Origin of the sequence: Achromobacter marplatensis (assembly GCF_049060505.1) — a bacterium.
In the GTDB taxonomy this organism is placed as follows: Bacteria; Pseudomonadota; Gammaproteobacteria; order Burkholderiales; family Burkholderiaceae_B; genus Achromobacter; species Achromobacter marplatensis_A.
This window is the reverse complement of record NZ_JBMGRB010000010.1, coordinates 315,419-335,403: the sequence shown is the minus strand read 5'-3', so window position 1 is coordinate 335,403 and position 19,985 is coordinate 315,419. Positions and strand designations below refer to the sequence as shown.

Annotated in this window: 13 protein-coding genes; 3 read left to right on the top strand and 10 right to left on the bottom strand. The window is 67.0% G+C overall.

Features of this window, described 5'->3' with window-relative positions; translation table 11 throughout:
• Positions 1–6 precede the first annotated feature (6 nt).
• Positions 7–5,112 carry an amino acid adenylation domain-containing protein gene (locus ACI0FO_RS24285; RefSeq protein WP_416030936.1) on the top strand — a complete coding sequence of 1,702 codons (5,106 nt, stop codon included), beginning with the start codon at positions 7–9 and terminating at the stop codon, positions 5,110–5,112.
• Positions 5,113–5,233: 121 nt separating this feature from the next.
• On the opposite strand, the gene ACI0FO_RS24280 is transcribed toward ACI0FO_RS24285, so the two are convergent.
• The 8 genes from ACI0FO_RS24280 to fhuF form a co-directional block, all read right to left on the bottom strand.
• Positions 5,234–7,654 carry a TonB-dependent siderophore receptor gene (locus tag ACI0FO_RS24280; protein WP_416030908.1) on the bottom strand — a complete coding sequence of 807 codons (2,421 nt, stop codon included), beginning with the start codon at positions 7,652–7,654 and terminating at the stop codon, positions 5,234–5,236.
• A 102-nt stretch (positions 7,655–7,756) separates the two neighbouring features.
• Positions 7,757–8,773 (bottom strand): FecR family protein, encoded by a 1,017-nt coding sequence (locus ACI0FO_RS24275; protein WP_416030906.1) that lies wholly within the window; start codon positions 8,771–8,773, stop codon positions 7,757–7,759.
• Positions 8,774–8,778: 5 nt separating this feature from the next.
• On the bottom strand, positions 8,779–9,417 hold the full coding sequence (locus tag ACI0FO_RS24270) for an RNA polymerase sigma factor (RefSeq protein WP_416030904.1): 639 nt from the start codon (positions 9,415–9,417) through the stop codon (positions 8,779–8,781).
• Between the two features lie 110 nt (positions 9,418–9,527).
• Positions 9,528–10,475, bottom strand: coding sequence for an alpha/beta hydrolase (locus ACI0FO_RS24265; protein ID WP_416030902.1), 948 nt, complete (start codon positions 10,473–10,475; stop codon positions 9,528–9,530).
• Positions 10,476–10,481: 6 nt separating this feature from the next.
• Positions 10,482–11,915, bottom strand: coding sequence for a diaminobutyrate--2-oxoglutarate transaminase (locus tag ACI0FO_RS24260; protein ID WP_416030900.1), 1,434 nt, complete (start codon positions 11,913–11,915; stop codon positions 10,482–10,484).
• Between the two features lie 27 nt (positions 11,916–11,942).
• Entirely contained in the window at positions 11,943–13,244 is a 1,302-nt protein-coding gene (locus tag ACI0FO_RS24255; protein ID WP_416030898.1) for a lysine N(6)-hydroxylase/L-ornithine N(5)-oxygenase family protein, read from the bottom strand.
• Between the two features lie 19 nt (positions 13,245–13,263).
• Entirely contained in the window at positions 13,264–14,310 is a 1,047-nt protein-coding gene (locus ACI0FO_RS24250) for a GNAT family N-acetyltransferase (RefSeq protein WP_416030896.1), read from the bottom strand.
• Between the two features lie 124 nt (positions 14,311–14,434).
• Positions 14,435–15,187: a siderophore-iron reductase FhuF gene (gene fhuF, locus ACI0FO_RS24245; RefSeq protein ID WP_416030894.1), complete on the bottom strand. Its 753-nt coding sequence runs from the start codon at positions 15,185–15,187 to the stop codon at positions 14,435–14,437.
• A 198-nt stretch (positions 15,188–15,385) separates the two neighbouring features.
• On the opposite strand from fhuF, the gene ACI0FO_RS24240 reads away from it, so the two are divergent.
• On the top strand, positions 15,386–17,038 hold the full coding sequence (locus ACI0FO_RS24240) for a cyclic peptide export ABC transporter (protein WP_416030892.1): 1,653 nt from the start codon (positions 15,386–15,388) through the stop codon (positions 17,036–17,038).
• Between the two features lie 163 nt (positions 17,039–17,201).
• The gene (locus ACI0FO_RS24235) at positions 17,202–17,723 is read left to right on the top strand and encodes a sigma-70 family RNA polymerase sigma factor (RefSeq protein ID WP_416030890.1); all 522 of its coding nucleotides are present in this window, start codon (positions 17,202–17,204) and stop codon (positions 17,721–17,723) included.
• 62 nt (positions 17,724–17,785) lie between these two features.
• Here the strand turns inward: ACI0FO_RS24235 and ACI0FO_RS24230 are convergent, their stop codons facing one another.
• A complete protein-coding gene (locus ACI0FO_RS24230) occupies positions 17,786–18,466 on the bottom strand; it encodes a hydrolase (RefSeq protein ID WP_416030888.1) in 681 nt (226 codons plus the stop codon).
• A 285-nt stretch (positions 18,467–18,751) separates the two neighbouring features.
• Positions 18,752–19,939: a lipid-transfer protein gene (locus tag ACI0FO_RS24225; RefSeq protein ID WP_416030886.1), complete on the bottom strand. Its 1,188-nt coding sequence runs from the start codon at positions 19,937–19,939 to the stop codon at positions 18,752–18,754.
• Positions 19,940–19,985: the final 46 nt, after the last annotated feature.

Below are 19,985 nucleotides of genomic sequence, written 5' to 3'. Positions count from 1 at the left end.
CAAGGCGTGCGCGAAGCGGTGGTGGCTGCCGTTGAAGGCCCGGGTGGCGGGCAACGCCTGGTGGCCTATGTCGCGCCGGTGGCCGACACCGACAAGCTACGCGCCGCGCTGGTCCGCGAGTTGCCGGATTACATGGTGCCGTCGCGCATCATCGCGCTGGACGCCTTGCCGCTTAGCGCCAACGGCAAGATCGACCGCAAGGCCTTACCGGCCCCGGTGTTCGACGATCAAGCCGACGCCACGCCGCCAGAAGGCCCGACGGAAACCGCCATCGCCGCCATCTGGGCCGACGTGCTGGGCTGCGCCACCGTTGGCCGCGACGCCAACTTCTTTGAACTCGGTGGCGACTCCATTCTTAGCCTGCAGATCGTGGCGCGGCTGCGCCAGGCAGGGTGGGGCATCAACCCCCGCGACGTGTTCGAGCATCAGACCGTTGCAAGACTGGCCCTGGTAGCGACGCTGACGCGCGCAGATGCTCCGGTGGCGGATGAGGTCCCGCAGGGCAAGCTGTTCGACTATCTGGACGACGATGGACTGGCGCGTTGCGGCGTGGACGCGACGGCGTTGGAAGACGTGTATCCGGTATCGCCCGTGCAAGAAGGCATGATCTTCCATTCCCTGGAGTCACCCGGCACGGGCCTGTATGTCAACCAGTTGTCCGTGCCGGTGGGCTATATCGATGTGGCGCGCTTTGCGCAGGCATGGCGGGTCCTGGTAGCGCGTCACCCGGTCCTGCGCACCGGTATTCTGTGGCAGGGCGGCCTGGCGCGGCCGCTGCAACTGGTCTATCGGGAAGTCGACGCCGTCGTGCCCGTGGTCGACTGGCGGGGCCAGGACACGAGCCAGGCGCGCATCGACGCCTATGCCCACGCCGAACTGACGCGCGACTTCGACTATGCGCGCGCGCCGCTGGCCCGCGTGTGCCTGTTGCGGCTGGATGAAGACCGCTATCAACTTGTCTGGACCCAGCACCACGCCTTGATGGACGGATGGAGCGAGTCCCGCCTGATGGGCGAGTGGCTGCGCGCCTACGCGGGGCAGGCGCTTCCCGCCGCGGGGCCAGGCTATGGCGCCTATGTTCGGTGGCTGGCGCGCCAGGACGCCGGGCGCGGCGAGGCTTGGTGGCGCAGCCTGCTGGGCGGGCTGGACGGCCCCACCTTGCTAGCGGCGGCAGGCCGGCCCACGGGGCAGACCGGTTACGCAAAGTGCTATACCCGCCTGGATGCCGCGGCAACGGCCCGGCTCGCGGCCTTCGCGCAACGTCAACGGGTCACGCTCAATACGCTGGTGCAGGGCGCCTGGGCTTTGCTGCTGCAACGCTACACCCGCAAGGACGCCGTGGCGTTCGGCGCGACGGTCGCGGGCCGCCCGCACAGCCTGCCCGGCGTGGAACGCATCATGGGGCTCTTCATCAATACAATCCCAGTGCCGGTCGCGCACCGCCCCGAGCAGCCCGTGGGCGAGTATCTGCGCAGCCTGCAAGCGCTGAACCTTGACCTGCGTGAACACGAACACACGCCGCTCGCCGATATCCAGCGTTGGGCCGGGTCGGCGGGACGTTCGCTGTTCGACAGCATCATCGTTTTCGAAAACCATCCGGTCGATGCGGTGCTGCGCGGCGATGAGCGCTATGGGCTGGACTTCGGCGACGCTGACCGCCAAGGCTTGACGGGCTATGCAATGGACTTGCAGGTGATGTGCGGCGAGACGCTGCAGATTGAATACTGCTACGGCCGCGACGCGTTCGACGGCGGTTTCGTGGAGTCGTTGCGCCAGCACATGGAACAGGCATTGTCGGCCATGGCGGACGATGCCTCGCGCGCGGTCGGCGATCTACCCTGGGTCACGCCCACGCAGCGCGCCGAAGTCTGGGCCTGGGGCGGCCACCGGCGGGGCGAGTGGCCGCGCCAGCCGCATCCGACCGTGCACGCCCGCATCGCGACCCATGCGCGTCGGCGGCCCGATGCGCCCGCCGTCATCATGGGCGCCCGCTGCCTGGACTACGGCGCATTGGATGCCGCGGCCAACCGGCTGGCGCACCGGCTGATCGCCAAGGGCGTGGGTCCGGAAACCCGCGTAGGGGTGCTGATGGAACGCACGCCCGAGGTCTTCGTGGCCTTGCTTGCCGTCTTGAAAGCCGGCGGCTGCTACGTGCCGATGGACCCCGCCTATCCGTCCGAGCGGCTGGGCTTCATGATGGACGACAGCGGCATGGCGCTGCTGCTGTCCCAGACGCGCCTGCTGGCGCGTGACAGTGTGGCTGCCGCGCTGCCTGTCGGGCTGACCGTGCTGGCGTTGGACGCGGAACCCGACGCCACATGGCCCGACTACGATCCGGCAGTGCCGCTGTCGGACCACAATCTGGCCTATCTGATCTACACGTCGGGTTCCACGGGCCGTCCCAAGGGGGTCTGCGTCACGCACGGGCCGCTCAGCATGCATTGCGCGGCGACCGGCCAGATCTATGGCATGGATGAAAATTGGCGCGAGCTGATCTTCATGTCCTTGTCCTTCGACGGCGCGCACGAACGCTGGCTGACGTCGCTGATCACCGGGGCTAGCCTGGTGCTGCGCGACGATGAACTGTGGACGGCGGAACAGACGCTGGGCGTGCTGGCCCGCCACCAGGTAACGCACGCCGCGTTTCCGCCCGCCTACCTGGGCCAGTTGGCCGAGGGCGCGGGGGCCGAGGTGCCGCCCGTCAAACTCTACGTCTATGGCGGCGAGGCGATGCCGCGCGCCACCTATGACAAAGTGCGCCAGGCGCTGCGGCCGCAATGGCTGATCAATGGGTATGGCCCGACCGAGACGGTGGTGACGCCCATGATCTGGAAATCTCGCGGCGACGAGAGCTTCGCCTGCGCCTATGCGCCCATCGGGCGGGTCGTGGGCGACCGCACGCTGTATGTGCTGGATGCGGATATGCAGGTGGTGCCGGTGGGGCATGTGGGCGAACTCTACATCGGCGGCTACGGCTTGGCGCGCGGGTATCTGGGGCGTTCCGGACTGACATCCGAACGATTCGTGGCGGATCCGTTCGGGACGCCGGGCGCGCGGCTGTACCGCAGCGGCGATCTGGTGCGTTGGATGCCCGACGGCAACATCGAGTACGTGGGCCGCGCCGACCATCAGGTCAAGCTGCGGGGGTTCCGCATCGAACTGGGCGAAATCGAAGCCCGGGTGCGCGAATGCCCCGGCGTGCTGGAGGCCGTGATCACCTTGCATCAGGGGCCGACGGGCGCGCAGTTGCTAGCCTATGTGGTGCCGTTGCCTGGCGTGGGCACGCAAGACCTGGCGCGCCACGTGCGCGACTATGCCGCGGCGCATCTGCCGGAACACATGGTGCCGGGGCAGGTGGAACTGCTGTCCGGGTTGCCGCTGCTGCCTAGCGGAAAACTGGACCGCGCGCGTCTGCCGGCGCCTCAAGCGCCTGCGCCCGCCGCGTTGGCGCATGTGGCGCCACGCAATGCGCGCGAAGCGCGTCTGGCCGAGATCTGGGGGCAGGTGTTGCGCGTGGAAAAGGTCGGCGTGACCGATAACTTCTTTGAACTGGGCGGCGACTCCATCCTTAGCCTGCAGCTGGTATCGAAGGTTCGGCAGGCCAATCTGGGACTCAGCTTCAAGCTGCGCGACCTGATGCGCCACCAGACGATCGACGCGCTGCTGGCGCACCTGGACGAGGCGGCGCTTGCCGCGCCCGCGACAACGGCCGCATCGGCGATGCCCTTGACCCTGGCCGCCGGGCCGGCCGCCGCTTCGATAGCCGGGTCCGCGCCGTGCACCCCCATCCAGGCCTGGTTCTTCGAAAGCGATATCCCTTCGCCGCACCATTACAACCAGTCCGTTCTGCTGACGCCCCGCATTCAATTGGATCCGGCCTTGCTGCAGGCGGCCGCCCAGGCCGTGCAGGCGCAGCATCCTGCCTTGCGCACACGATTCCTGCGCGCGGCCGACGGGCAGTGGTCGCAGGCGGCCGACCCCCTGGGCGCGCCCGTGGCTTCGATCGGCATCACGGACGTCGCCAACGCGGACGCCTTGCGCGACCAGGCCACGCACGTGCAGCGCAGCCTGCGCTTTGACCATGGCCCGATATGGCGATTGGCGCTGTTCCGCCTGCCCGATGGCCAGCAACGGCTGTTGGCGGTTGTGCACCATCTGGTGGTCGACGGATATTCCTGGCGCGTGCTGCTGGAAGACCTGCAAACTGCCTACCGGCAATTGGATCTAGGCCAGTCCGTGGCGCTGCCGCCGGCAAGCGCGCCGTTTGCCGATTGGGCGCAACAGCTGCACCGGAGCGTGGCGGCGGGCCGGATCAGCGATCAGGCGGATTATTGGGCCGCGCAGGTCGCCGGCGCCAGCGGCATCCCCCGCGACCATCCCGACGTCGACACGCCCCGCGCCGCGGACGTGCAGGGCATCGACATCGCCCTGGACGCGGAAGATACCCGTGCCTTGCTGCGCGCCGCACAGGGCGTCTATGACGCGTCGATCGACGACTTGCTGCTGACGGCGCTGGGCCGATGCCTGTCGGACTGGGCGGGCGGCGATGTGCTGGTGGACATGGAAGGCCACGGCCGTGAAGGCGACGCGGATGATATCGATCTGAGCCGCAGCGTGGGCTGGTACACCACCGTGTATCCCGTGCGCCTGTCCGGGGCGGGGCTGCCGTTGCGCCAGGCCGTGGCCGCCACGCGGCAGGCTTTGCGCGCCGTGCCCGGCAAGGGCGTGGGGTTCGGCATGCTGAAGTACCTGGGCATGCCCGAGCAGCAGGCCCGCATGCGCCAGGGCGCCGCGCGCGTTACCTTCAACTACATGGGCCAGTTCGATCAGGCGTTCGACGCCGACGCGTTGTACGCGCCGGCCGACGAACACGGTGGCGCCGAGAAGGACGCGGCCGCGCCGTTGGCCAACTGGCTGGAAGTGGTGGGCCGGGTCTATGGCGGCGAACTCTCGTTCAGCTGGCGATTCAGCCGCCGCATGTACCAGGCGGACACCATCGAACGTCTGGCCGCGGGGTTCCGCCGCGAACTGCTGGCGCTGCTGAATGGGAATGCCGCGCCGCCGTCTTCGACCAGGCCGGCCGCAACGCGCTCCACGGCCGCCACGCTGTAAAGCCCGCCGGGCCACAAGGCGAAAAAAAACTCCCCGGCGTTCAGGCACGCCGGGGAGGGTAAACGCAGCTTCTTTCGAAGTGCCGGCTTTGAGCAGAAGGCCGCGTCGGCGCCGCAGCGCCCTAGAAGTCGATCGACGCCGACAGCATCACGGACCGGGGCGAACCCAGGCGCAGATAGCCTTCGGACGCCGACGACCAATAATCCTTGCCAAACACGTTGTTGACCGTCGCGCGCAGCGTGACCGGGTGGTCGAAGGCGCGGGTGGCGTAGCGCATCCCGACGTCCCAACGCGTCCAGCCCGGAATGCGGCGCGTATTCTCCAGATTCTGGTATTGCCAGCTGGTGGACAACGCGCGGGCGGTCAGGGTAAGGCCGGGCGCGAACGACGGGTCCCATTCCATGCCGATGTTGGCCATCCAGCGCGGCACGCCGACGGCGCTGTTGCCTTCGGTGCCGGGGTTGGCGGTGCGGGTCATCGTGGGCTGGATATAGGTAATGCCGCCCAGCAGGCGCACGCCGCGCGCCAGCTCGCCGAAGGCGTTCAGCTCCACGCCACGGTTGCGCTGTTCGCCGCCCATGTCATAACGCGTCACGCCGTCGCTGACCGTCGCCAGCCCGGAGGGCTGCTTGATCTGGAACAGGCCGAGCGTGGTAGTCACGGACCCGAAGTCGACCTTCACGCCGGCTTCGACCTGCTTGGTCTTGATGGGCGCGAAGATCTCGCCGGCGTTGGACGTGCCCGCTGGGGCGATGGGGCCGGTCGTCAAACCTTGGATGTAGTTCGCGTAGAACGACACATCGCGCCACGGCTTGACCACCAGGCCGAAGGCCGGCGTCACGGCCGACTCGTCGTACTTGGAGGTTTCCTGCCCGGTGGCATAGCTGTAGTTGGTCGACTTCACCGTCTGATAGCGGACGCCCGCGGTCAGCTGCACCCGATCATCGGCGAACGACAGCGTGTCGGCTATCGCGATCGTCGGCAACTTCAGCAGCGAGGTGCGGGGCGGCGAGCTCGACAACCCGTCGATGTTCGGCTTGGGGATTTCGGCCGGGTCGTACAGGTTCGACGGCGACAGGCCAAAGATGTAGTAATCGTAGTAGCCCGCGCGCTGCTCGAAGGTTGAATAGCTCAGGCTGACTTCATGCTTGACCGACCCCGTATTGAAGTTGCCGCGCGCGCCCCACACGCTGGAGACGTTCTGCTCCCAGCTGGGCCAGTAGTACGGACGCATCAGCAGTTCGCCTTCGGAGCCCACCACGATGGGGTCCGCGTACAGATAGCGGTTGTTGCTGCGCCGGTAGCCCACGCCGCCGAAGACGGTCAATTGCGGCGTGATGTCGTATTCCGCGCGTAGCACGCCATAGTTGTCGCGCGACTTGGAATAGCCCCAATCGGGGGAATAGCCCTTGGATGCGTCCGGCGCGCGCGGCACCGGCAGGTTGTCGCCGAAGATCAGCACGCCGGAATCGCCAGGCGCGTCGATATTGTTGGTCTGGTGGCCGGCGTCCAGCGAAACGCGCAACTTGTCGCCGCGATAGTCCAGCCCGACGACGGCCGTTCCCATCTGGTTGGACTGGTTCTCCACGGCCGTGTCGCCGTCGCGGTACGAGCCGTTGAAGCGGATGCCGAATTCATTGTTCTCACCGACGCGCCGGCCCATGTCGAGCACGCCGCCAAAGCGGGAATCGGACTGGTAGGTGGCAGTCAGGCGGGTCAGCGGTTCGTCGCCGGCGCGCTTGGGTACGACGTTGATACCGCCGCCGACGCTGCCCCGGGGGCTCATGCCGTTCAAGAGGGCGGTAGGGCCCTTCAGCACTTCGACCCGCTCCACGCCGTCCATCGCGATCGTGCGCAACGGCAGCATGCCGTACAGCCCGTTGAAGGACACGTCCTGGTTGCGCACGGGGAAACCGCGGATTTGGAATTCGTCGCCCGTGCCGGCCACGGAACCCTGGCCGTCATTCACGGTGCGCACCGATGCGTCGTTGGCCAGCACGTCGGCGATGGTGTTGGCCTGCTGGTTCTGGATCAGTTCGGACGTGTAGCTGGCAATATTGAACGGCGTGTCCATCAGGTCGCGTTCGCCCAACAGGCCCACCCGGCCGCCACGGGCGACCTGGCCGCCCGCGTAGGGCTCGGACAATTGCGAGCGGCCTGTCACCAGGACGGGGGCCAGCGTGGTCACCGCAGGGCCCTGGTCCGGCGCCGTCACCGCGAAGCCGCCGCCGGGGGTGGCGGCGCTGGACAGCCCGGACCCCGCCAGCAGCCGCGACAGCGCGTCCTGGACCGTCATGCGGCCCGAGACGGCGGGCGCATTGTGCGCGGTCACGCGCGCGCCGCCCGCCATGATGGGCGTGTTGGTCTGCCGCGAGAGCGCGGTCAGCGCCGTGTTCAGGGGCTGCGCGGCCAGGTTGATGCTGTAGAGCCGTTCGGACTGGGCCTGGGCCTGGGCGCCGGTGGGCGTGGCCGCCAAAGGCAGGCCGAGTGCGCCCGCCAGGGCCAGGGCCAGCGCAGACCGGCGAATACCGGATTGGTGCATTTCAACTCCGTCTATCGAGAAAATCGTCGCCCCCGTGGGCGGCCTATCGATACAGAAGACGGATGAGGCGCCGAAACGGATACACCCCTGGCGAAAATAATTTCAGCGCAACCGCAACACCACATCGCCGTTGGCGCGGGTTTCCGACCGAAGCGGCAGGATCGCCTCAAGCAGGGCCTGCGCGGTGTCGGCATCCGCGCTACGGAAACGCCCGGTCAGACGCAGGCCGTTAACGGCCGGGCTGGCGGTGGTCAGGGGCCGCGTGCGGAAGGCGTTGATCGTGGGCAGGGCCTCATCCAGCCGCTGGTTGTCGAACCAGAGCCAGCCGTTGCGCCAAGCGGCTACGCTTTCCGGGTCGATGCGCCGGATGGGCTCGACATTGCCATTGCGCCAGCTGACGGCCGTGTGGGCGCGCAGATCCAGCGGAGGGCTGCCGCGCTTGACGGTATACCAATGGTCGGCGGGCGATGCGGGGTGGAAGCGGACGTGGCCCTCTTCGACGGCCAGCGATAGGGTGTCGCCGCGGTGGCTGACGGTGAATACGGTGCCCACGACCTCGACCTCGCCGCCCCGGGTACGCACCCGGAACGGGCGTGCCGCGTCGGGCGTCACGGTAAACAACGCTTCGCCGTGGCTAAGTTCCACCACGCGTTCGTGCCGGTAGAGGCTGACGGCCAGGCGCGTCTGGGCGCTAAGGTCGATCCGCGTGCCCAAGCCGCCGCCCTGGGCGCGGTCAGGTACTTGCGCCTGGGAGAGCTGCCCCAAGCCGGTTTCATAAGACGCCTGGTACAGGGGCTGGCGCCAATACCAGCCCGTGCCAAGCAACGCCGTACAGGCGCCCGCCGCGCCCCAGCCCAGCAGCGCACGGCGCGATATCCCGCGGGCCGCGGCAGGGGGAATTTCCTGGTGAAAGTGCTCGCGCATTTCCGGCGCGACCACGCCCAGCAGCTTCCAGCGCCGCACCGCCTCGAGGTAGGCGGTTTCGTGCCGGGGCGTGCGCGTGCGCCACGCCGCCAGCCGCGAGGCGGCCTGGCGCGCGGCGCGCTCTGTTGCGATTTCCGAAGTGGCGATCAGGCTGAGCGCCTGGTCGATGAGTCCCTCGTCGGGTACTTGCTGCATGATTGTCAGTTGCCGTCGTCCGTGACCAGATCGTACTCGGTTTGCGGGCGGTCGCTGGCGCCGGCGGGGCCGGTGTCCAGGTGCAGATTGCGCAGGGCGCGCGAGCAATCCAGCGTGCCGCGCACCAGGTGCTTGGCCACGGCGGCTTCCGTGATGCCCAGCTGTTGCGCGATTTCGGCACGGCTGTGGCCATAGGCGCGGTAAAGCAGGAATACCTGCATGCGCCGCGCCGGCAGGGACGCCAGCACCTCGGCCACGCGTTCAGCCATCTGCCGTTGCGACACGATCTGCTCCGACGACGGCGCCGTCTGTTCCGCTTCAAGCGGCGCGTGCTCGGTCAGCCAGGTCTGGGCGACCTTGCGGCGGCGCGCTTCGTCGATGCAAAGATTGTGCGCGATGCGAAACAGCAGGCCGCGCGATGATTCGATGCCGGGGCCGTTCTTGCGGGCCTCGTCCAGGCCGCTGGCGTAGGCGCGTTCGAAGCTGGTCTGGGCAATGTCGGCGGCGTCGTCCGGGTTGCGCAGCTGGTAGCTCAGGTGGCGGTATAAATCGCGGTAGTGGCTGAGCAGGTCGTCGACGAACTCGCGCACCGCCGAGGCGGTGGCGGTCCGTTTTGCGGCACGGTTCGGGGAGGGCGCTGACATTGGGGCAAGGAAAACGCCGCCCCGGCCAGCGGAGCGAGAGTAGGGGTCATATTCAAGAATGATTCCCATTATTATTTTTTACTCCGAGCCATGCAAGCAATCGTTTACCCTCAGGTCCCGATCAGGACCGAATGCAGCGCGCGCGCCACATCCATGCGCACCTGCCCGGTGTCCGGCGCAACGTCCGCCAGGCGGGCAAAGTCATGGATCATGCCCGGATACACCCGCAGGTCCACGGGAACGCCCGCCTCTCGCAGGCGGCGTGCGTAGGCTTGGCCTTCGTCGTGCAAGGGGTCGAATTCCGGCAGCGCCACCAGCGCGGGAGCCAGCCCGCGCAGGTCGGGCGCCTCCAGCGGCGCGAAGCGCCAGTCGTGGCGGTCGGCGTCATCGCGCAGGTAGTTGGCGAACATCCATTGCAGCGTGTCGCCTTCCAGCAAGTGCCCTTCGGCATAGCGCCGGTGCGACCCGGAGTCCTGGCGGGCGCTGGTGCAGGGGTACAGCAGCACTTGCAACAGCGGCTGGGGCTGACCGGCGTCGCGAATCGCCAGGCACAAGGCCGTGGCCAGCGTGCCGCCCGCGCTGTCGCCGCCCACCGCCATGCGCAAGGCGTTCACACCCAGCGCCGACGCCTGCCCGCGCAGCCAGGCATGGCTGTCCACAGCGTCCTCGAAGGCGGTGGGAAAGCGGTGTTCGGGCGCCAGCCGATAGGCCACCGCCAGCACCGCGCAGCCGCTGCGCAGCGCCAGATCGCGGCAAAGGGCGTCATGGGATTCCAGGCCGCCCACGCAGTAGCCGCCGCCATGAAAGTACAACAGCACCGGACGGACCCCGCCCGCGTGCCGGTAGAGCCGGGCGTCGATGCGCGCGCCGTCGCGCACGGGGATTTCCAGGTCCCGGATATCGTCCAGGTCGACGGGGCTGCTGTCCAGCATCCGCGCGCTCTGGTCGTAGTCCTGCCGCGCCTGGCTGGCGCTCATTGCGTGCATGGGCGGACGGCCCTGGTCGCGGCCCGCCTGGACCAGGTCAAGAAAGGCTTCGATGTCGGGGTGCAGCGGCATGGGGTATCAGTGGGGTAGGACGGCTTGGGTGGCCTGGGCCAACGCGGCGGCCAGGATGTCGCAGACCAGGTCGAGTTCGGCGGCGGTGATGATCAGCGGCGGCAGCAGGCGCAGCACGCTGCCGTGGCGTCCGCCCAACTCCAGGATCAAGCCATGGCGCAGGCACGCCGCCTGCACCGCGCTGGCCAACGCCGGCGCGGCGGGCGGAAATCCCAGCGTATCGGTCCCGCCGTCGGGATCGATCAGTTCCACGCCCGCCATCAGGCCGCGTCCGCGGATGTCGCCGATGCACGGGAACACCGTCTGCAACGCCGTCAGCCGGCGGCGCAGATGCACGCCCAGCTCGGCGGCCCGGTCGGTCAGGCCGTCCGCGCGGATTACGCCGAGCGTGGCCGACCCCGCTGCCATGGCCAATTGGTTGCCGCGGAACGTCCCGGCATGTGAACCCGGCCGCCATTGGTCCAGGTCGCCTCGATAGATCACGACCGACATCGGCAGGCCGCCGCCGATCGCCTTGGACAGCACCAGCACGTCGGGCAGGATGCCGGCATGCTCGAACGCGTACAGCTTGCCCGTGCGGCCCAGCCCGGTCTGGACTTCATCGATGATCAGCGGCGTGCCGGATGCGGTCGCCAGGTGGCGCAGGCCGCGCGTCCAGGCGTCTGGCGCGCAGACCACGCCGCCTTCGCCCTGGATCAATTCGGCCACGATGCCGGCGGGCGCGGGCACGCCGCTTTCCGGGTCGTGCAGGACGGTGCGCAGATACTGCAGCCCCGCCTGGGCGCCGGCGTCTCCGCCCAGACCGAACGGGCAGCGGTAGTCATAGGGGTAGGGCATGAACTGCACGTTGGACAGGGTGCCGTGCAGCGCGGCCTTGGGCCCCAGGTTGCCCATCAGGTTGAGCGCGCCCTGGGTCATGCCGTGATAGGCGCCATGAAACGCCAACACGGTGCTGCGGCCGGTGCTGATGCGGGCAAGCTTCAAAGCCGCTTCGATCGCGTCCGCGCCGGTCGGGCCGCAAAACTGGATCTTGGCGCCGCGCACGAAATCAGCGGGCAGCGAGTCGAACAGGTCCTGCACATAGCGGTCCTTGACCGGCGTGGTCAGGTCCAGCGTATGCAGCGGCAGGCCGTCGTCCAGCACCTGCTGGATCGCCGCCCGCACCGCCGGGTGGTTGTGCCCCAGCGCCAGGGTGCCGGCGCCGGCCAGGCAATCCAGGAACACGCGGCCTTCCACATCTTCGACATACACGCCCGCCGCGCGCCGCAGCGCCAGCGGAATGCGGCGGGGGTAGCTGCGCGCATTGGACTCCTGTTCGCTCTGGCGCTGCAGCAGCGCGTTAGGCGTCAGGCTATAGGGCTGGCTCAGGGCCTGGTGGCGCCGGGCCAGTTCGTTGGCGGATTCAAGCGAGGGCAGGGAAGTAACCGGTAGGCTGGACATGTCTGGGCTCCGCGGAAGTCGGAAAAGTCAGTGCGTGGCCAGGGCGGGCGCGCTGCGCGCCGCGTCGTGGCCCTGACGGGCAAGGGCGGCATCCAGCGCGCGGCTGATTTCCGCCGTGCGCACCGATGTGATCGACAACAAGGTGTCGGACAGGCCATGCGTGGGCTCGCAGCACCCTTGCAGGTAGATCGCCGGCAGGAAATCGGGGCCGGTGCGGATGCGGTAGTGGCGGTCGACATCGAAGTCTCCCAGGTACGCCGCCATCGGTGCCAGCAGGCGTTGATGGGTGACGCGCTGATAGCCCGTGGCCAGCACGATGGCCTGGTAGCAGGCGGTGTCGGTCACGCCGCGGTCCAGGTCCTCCAGCGTCAGGCAAATGCCCTGATCGGTCGCCAGCACGCGTTTCACATCGTGCCGGCGCAGGAACCGATGCTTGTGGTCGCCCGACACCTTCTGGCGGTAGAGCACTTCGTAGATGGCCTGGATCAGGTCCAGGTCCGGCGCGGCGTAATTGGTGTTCATGAACTCCTGGATCAACGCGGCGCGTTCGCGCGCGTCATGGCCATAGACATAGTCGGTGTATTCGGGGTTGAAGATCTCGTTGACGAATGGGCTATCGTCGGACGGCTTGATCGAACGCGCCCGCGTGATCAGGTCCACCGACGCCCGGCCCCGGCTATGCAAGTCAAGGAAGATCTCGGCCGCGCTCTGGCCCGCGCCGATCACCGCGATGTTGCGCGCCCCGCCATGTTCGCGGATGGCGTCCAGATAGCGGCTGCTGTGGAAGACGCGGGCGTCGTCGCGGAAGGGCAGGAAGGCGTCGGGCACGTTGGCGGTGCCGCCCACGCTGATCACCAGCGACAGGGTCCTGCGTTCCGTCACGCTGCCGTCTGCCGCGCGGGCGCGGACCCGCAACGCCTGCACGCGGTCCTGGTGGATCTCGGGCACCACCTCCAGCACGTCCTCGCCGTAGGCGCATTGGTCCGTGAAGTGGCCCGCCGCCCATGACAGATAGTCGTTGAACTCGTGCCGGCTGGGGAAGAACGTCTTCAGATTGATGAAGTCCTGCAGCCGGTTTTTTTCGTGCAGGTAATTCAGGAACGTGTAGCGGCTTGACGGGTTGCGCGGCGTCGCCAGATCTTTCAAAAAGGAGATCTGCATATGCGCGTGGTCCAGCAGCATGTGCGGGTGCCAGGCGAAGCTCGGCTGGCGTTCGATGAACAAGGCATCGATGTCGCGTCCGCCGCTTTGCCCCTGTTCTTCCAGCGCGATCGCCAGGGCGACGTTCGACGGGCCGAATCCAATACCGATCAGGTCATAAGTGTGCATGATGAGTCCGAAGTGAGAATCAGGAAGCGGACGAGGCGGGCGCTTCGGGCGCGCGCAGCCAGGCCGCATCGTCGAAAAAGCGCTCGCGCAAAAGCATGCCCAGCGCCGCCCGCTTGTGCGGAAAATCGAATTCCTTAAGGATCGCGTAGCCGCCTTTCAGCAGGTTGCGCCGCATCTTGTGGTTGTCGGCGCGCGGCTCTATCACCAATCGCGTGGTGCGCGGGTCGTCCAGAAACAGGTAATGCGCCACGCTGGGCTGCCAGGCGGTCACGAACGGACGGCCGCGGCAATCCGCCTCGCCAATCAGCACATGCCAGCCGCGGTCATAGTCGCGGGCGTCGTAGTACGGCGCGATGCGGTCTTCCTTGGCCCAGTAGGTTTCGACATAGCCGAATGCGCGGCCGTCCAGGCGCAGGATCAGCGGGTCGACGCGGGGGTCTGCCAGCAAGCCTTCGATATACGCCCGCTGCTTGTCCAGGCTGCCTTCCTCCTGCCAGAAATGCGCCACCACGGGATCATTCATCCAGCGGTGCAGGGCGGGCAAATCCGCTTTCAGATCGAACGCGGTCAGGCTTAACGTCTTGCCCAGCCAGGGGATGTGGCGCGCATAGACTTCGCCCTGTGGCCGCTTGGGCCGCGCCGGATGCCGCCTGCCGTGGCTCATCGTCCAGCGTTGCGCATAGGGCGGGTGGGGCTGGGCCAGCCACGGCTCGGGTTGTTGCAGCAGCCCGGTGCGCAGGACGGCCACGCGGCCGTCCTCGGCCACCGCGGCGCCACGGGCGGCCAACGATTCGCTCCAGGCGGCGGGCGCCTCCAGCGCCAGTCGGTCGTTGCGCGGATGGAAAGCGAACGCTGCGGCCAGCACGGCCCAGCCATCATCCGCGATCGCCTGGCCGTCGCGCCAGCGCAAGGCCGGCATGTCCGCGCCAGCGCGCAAGTCCCATCGGCTGTGGATCCGGCCGTCGGGGCCGGTCACCGCCAAGGCGCCAGCGTGGTTCTCAATGCGCCAGTCGCGCCCGGCGATTCGCACGGCATGGGCCAGCGGCCCGTCTATCGGAGCATCCATGTGGGGCAAGCTCTTGTCTCAGCAGGTTCCGGCGCAGGGCGCGCCGAGGCAGTCGTGAACGGACCTCGGGGCGAACGCGCCGCCTTGGGTCTTCCCCTAACTGACGAATCACGGCGGCGCATGTTTAGGCCGGCAACGAAATATCTTTCACGCCAGCGGCGTCGCCCGGCGCAAGCTGCCGGGGCAAAGGGCAGGCCGCGCATTGGGTCTGGCCCGGCAGCAGGTAGTACAGGCAACACTCCCGATACACCGGCCCCGGTGCGTGGGCAGGCGGTATGCGCGCCGGCAGGCACAAAGGGTTGGCGCGGCCGTCCCCGGACCAGGACGCGGTCTCCAACAGCAGGCGTCGGTCCTCGGCGACATCGCAGCCCATGGCACGCAAGGCGTCGAATAAGGCGTCCAGATACCGCACCGCGCCGGCCCACACGACTTTGCGCGGCAGGCGGCTGGCCGCATGGATGCCGTCGGCCAGCGGTAGCAAGTGTTCCCACACCAATGCGCCGTAGCGCTCCCTGGTATCGGCGTCCGGTTGTGCCGGGCCCAGTTCCGCCACGATGAACGCCACGGGCGTGTTGGCGCCATCCAGCATCAACCGCATCGCGGCCGCAGCGCACGGCACCTCGCGGCGGGCGCCGGTGGCGGCGGCAACGGCAGGCGCCAACAACGCCCACAGATACTGCAGCGTCCAGGCCGAGGCGGCGGCGCGCGCATCGGCGCCCGGCCATTGCGTTGCCCGGTAGCGCTCCAGCGTCTGACGCAGGCGGGCCGTGTCATCCAGCAGCGCACGGGCTGGCGGGCCGCCCGCGGCGCCCAACCGGAGCGATTGCCCATGGCTACGCCATTCCCCGGGGAAGTAGGGGGCCAGGAAGGGGATCATGGCGCCCCCCGAAGCCACCCGCGCGGCGGCGAGGCGGCGTCCGCATAGAAGACCGTCGACATAACCCATAGACGAATGAGGCTGCTGGAATTTCAGTCGCGGTGCGGCGCCGCGCGGGATGCTCGCAACAGTGCGGACTAAATTTTCCGCGCGCTGCTTCGTCTATTGCTCATACCGATACTTGTCATCGAGGTGCCTGTGCTTTCGTATCTGATTGCCCAGTCGCGCGCGCTGTTTACGGCCGCGACGCTTACCAGCGTCGTGTCCGGCGCTTGCGGCGTGTTGCTCATCGCGCAGATCAATCTGGCGCTGACCGCCGACGCCGCCCAACGGGCAGGGCACTGGCGCATCTTCGCGGGTGTCGCCGTCCTGTCGCTACTGGCGAACATGGTGTCGGCCGTGCTGTTCGAAAGACTCAGCCAACGCGCCCACGCGGCGCTGCGCGGCTATGTGTCCAACCGGGTGCTGGAAGCGGACTTCCGCGGCCTGGAGCAAACCGGGGCTGCGCGCATCCAGTCGGCGCTATCCGAGCACAGCGCCAATGTGGCGCAGTTTTTTGTCAGCCTGCCCGCCATCCTGACCAATGCCGTCGTGGTGACGGGCTGCCTGGTGTACATGGCCATGCTGTCCTGGCAGGTATTCGTGTTCGCCCTGGGCGCGATCGGCCTGGGTTCGCTGGGCTACCACTTCGCCCACCTGCGGGCCATCAAGCACCTGAACCTGGCCGCCGGCGAGCAAGACCGGCTCTTCGGTCATTTCCGCGCGCTGACCGACGGCGCGAAGGAACTACGCCTTAACCGGAGCAAGCGCGACGCGTTTGCCGATCAGGTGCTGGGGCAGGCGATCGAGACGGTGCGGCGCGAGCGCGCGCTAGGCATGTCGATCTTCGTCACGGCTTCGTCCTGGGGCAATTTCCTGATCTACGCCTTCATCGGACTGGTGCTGTTTGCGCTGGTGGGCGACGCGGAGGGTTCCACGCGGGTGATGACGGGCTTTGCGCTGATATTCGTCTACATGGTCGCGCCGCTGGAGGTGCTGCTGATGAACATTCCGCGCGCGAATCTGGCGCAAGTGTCGGCCCGGCAAATACAGTCCATCGTCGATCAATTGCCCGCCTCGCCCGCGGCGCCCGCCCAGAACGCCCCCGAGCCGCTGCGTGAACTGGCCTTGCTCGGCGTCACGCATCGCTATTACCACGAGCAAAGTGATGATTTCTTCACGCTGGGCCCGATCGACCTGCGCTTTCGCGCAAGCGAAATCGTCTTCCTGGTGGGGGGCAATGGCAGCGGCAAGACGACGTTGGCCAAATTGCTGGTGGGGCTGTATGCGCCCGAAGGCGGCGCCGTCACGCTCAATGGCCGCCCCATCCAGGATGCCGACCGCGATAACTACCGCCAATATTTCACCGCCATATTTTCCGACTTCCATTTGTTCGACCGCCTGCTGGAAACCGGCCGCGCGGACCTGGACAACGAAGGCAATCGGCTGATCGAACGCCTGCATCTGCAGCACAAGGTGCAGGTGCGCGACGGCGCCTTCACCACGCGCGCGCTGTCGCAAGGGCAGCGCAAGCGCCTGGCGCTGGTGGTGGCGTATCTGGAAGACCGGCCGTTCCTGATCTTCGACGAATGGGCCGCCGACCAGGACCCGATCTTCAAAGACGTGTTCTATCGGGAGGTCCTGCCCGAGTTGCGAGCCATGGGCAAGACCGTGTTGGTGATCTCCCACGACGATCGCTATTTCCATCTTGCGGACCGTCTGCTGCATATGGAAAACGGCCGCTTGCGGCCATCCCCCACCTCTCAGTCCCAGTCGGCGGGCGAAGCGTTTGCCGACGCGCTGCCGGCCTGAGCGCCGCACGCTGCGCGACCCCGTCCGGCGTTCTGCCGGGCGGTGAAAGATGTAACTTTTTGCCCCGAATCTGCATCGCGTAAAGCGCCATCGTTACTCTAAACGCCGGAATCGGAATGATAACCAATTCTATTTATATTCGTTTCAGAAAGAGGTACGCTTCATGAATGTCGAACTCTTGAATCCGGATATCCATAGCACCTTCCTGGCGTACCGAACGAAGCTGCGCCAGGCGGCCTTGAAAATTCTGGGATCACGCGAGCAGGCGGAGGATGTGGTCCAAGAGGTCTATCTGAAAATCGTGGAAGCGACCAGCACGTTCAATGTGCGCCAGCCGGTGGCCTACCTGTATCAGACTGTCCGCAATCTATCGATCGATCACCATCGCCGGGCGCAGCTTGAATCGCATATCTTTTCGGAAGAGGATGGGGCGGAAGTCTCGAACGGCACGCACACGCCGGAGCGTATCGCCATCGCGCGGCAGAACCTGCGCCGGATCGTCGCCACGCTGGACCTGTTACCGGAACGGACGCGCACCGCGTTCGAACTCTATCACTTGTCGGGCCACACGCAGCGGGACATTGCCGCCATGCTCGGCGTATCGACAACGCTCGTGAATTTCATGTTGCGCGACGCCGGCTTGGCGCTGGAAGAATGCCGCGCGCAGATGCTGCGCGACGATTGAGGAACAAAAGAGGTCGTCCCGGGCCGGCCGTGCGGCGCGGCCCTTGTAAAACGGCCCTTGGTTCAGGTCCGCTGGGAGTCCAGCAGTTCCTGGTTCTTCTCGACGTCCTGGGCCTTGGCATAGCTTTCGGCCAGCAGTTGATAGGACGGGAAGATCGCGCCGTACAGTTCAGCCCATTGCGCCGCGTCCTCACGGTGCCAGGTGCGCTGCAGTTCGGAAGCCACGGCGGCGGTATCCATCGGCACGACGCCGGCTTGAACGACCCGGGCCATGGTGATTTCCTGCGCCATCTTGGAATACGTGCCCGACGCGTCGATCACGGCGAACACCTGGAAGCCTTCGTTGACCGCGGCAATGCTCGGGAACGCCATGCACACGCTGGTGATGGTGCCGGCGATGATCAGCTGCTTACGGCCAGTGGCCTTCACGGCCGCCACGAATTCCGGGTTGTCCCACGCATTGATTTCCCCACGACGCGCAACATACTTGGCATGGGGTGCGTTCTGGTGGATTTCCGGAATGAGGGGGCCGTTAGGGCCTTGCGGCACGGAAGCCGTGGTGATGACGGGCATTTTGGTCAGCGTGGCCATCTTCGCCAAGGCGCCGGCATGCGAGCGCACCGTCGTGAAGGGCATGTCGCCGATCGTCTGGAACAACCCGCTTTGGTGGTCGATCAGCAGCATGGCGGCCTGATCCGGGTCGATGACGGGGCGGGCGCCGTTGAAATTTGCTGGGGTGCTCATGGAGGGGACTCCCTGGAAGAATCGATAGGGGGGCAAGTACCCTGCGATGGCTGACATTCGTGCCCGCCACCCGGATAGTTGCTGGGATTAACAATAGGCGAAGAACCGCGGGCGCGGTAGTTCTCGAATTTCGCCAGCAGTGTTCTGGAAATGGGACGATGAAGGGCGAATCAACGTCCCGTGGAATAGGTAAGCCTTACTGCGCCGCCAGCCGCACCGCCCCACATGGATCTTCATGTCGGGACCTTGAGAAAGCAGGGATAGGCGGGGAACACGCGGCACGGCTCAATGACGCGCGTACAGCGTCACGACGCAAGCGCCGCCCAAACCCAGGTTGTGCTGTAGCGCGACCCGGACGTTTTCCACTTGGCGGGGCCCGCAGACGCCGCGCAGCTGGCTGACCAGTTCGAAGCACTGCGCAAGGCCGGTGGCGCCCAAGGGATGACCCTTGGCAAGCAGTCCCCCGGACGGGTTGACCACATACTTGCCGCCATAGGTGTTGTCGCCGTTTTCCACCAGCCTTTCGGCCATGCCGGGGCGGCACAGGCTTAAGGCTTCGTAGCTGATCAATTCGTTGTGGGCAAAGCAATCGTGCAGCTCCAAGACGTCAACGTCTTCTGGGCCATAGCCCGAACGCTGGTAGGCAAGCGCCGCGGCCTGCTCGGTCATCTCGATGCCCACCAGCCGCCGCATGTCCCGCGCCTCGAAGGTTTGAGGGGTATCGGTGGCCATGCCTTGTCCGGCGATGCGGACCCGGGCGTTCGACAAGCCGTGGCGGGCCGCGAAGGCCGGCGAACAAAGCACCGCGGCGGCCGCGCCGCAGGTGGGCGGGCAGGCCATCAGGCGCGTCATGACGCCTTCCCAGACCATGGGGGAGGCCATCACGTCTTCCGGCGTCAGCACCGTGCGCAACACCGCGCGCCCATTTTGTTCCGCATGCCGGCTGGCCTTGGCCCGGATTTTGGCGAAGGTCTCGACTCGCGTGCCGTATTCGCGCATGTGGGCCAGGCCCGCGCCGCCAAAGTAGCGCAGGGCCAGCGGAAGTTCTGGCATGCCGACGAGGTCCGCGGTGAGCTCGTCGAACTTATCGAAGGGAGTTGGCCGGTCGTCGAACTGGGCGGCGATGGCGCCGGGCCGCATCTGCTCGAAGCCAAAGGCCAGCACGCATTCGGCGCTGCCGGACGCGACGGCTTGGCGCGCCAGGTACAGCGCCGTGGAACCGGTGGCGCAGTTATTGTTCACGTTGAATACGGGAATGCCGGTCATGCCGATCTGGTACAGCACGCGTTGGCCGGCGGTCGAGTCGCCATACACGTAGCCGGCGTAGGCTTGTTCGATGGCGCCATAAGGCAGACCGGCATCGGTCAGGGCGTCTTGGATGGCCGCTTGGCCCAGCTCAAGGTAGGAGGGCGACTGGGCCGGTTTGCAAAAGGGCGTCATGCCGATACCGGCAACTAGGACGTGATGGGACATGGCGTCTCCGTTTGGTCTGGAAAGTGGTGCGACTTCCGCAGACTAG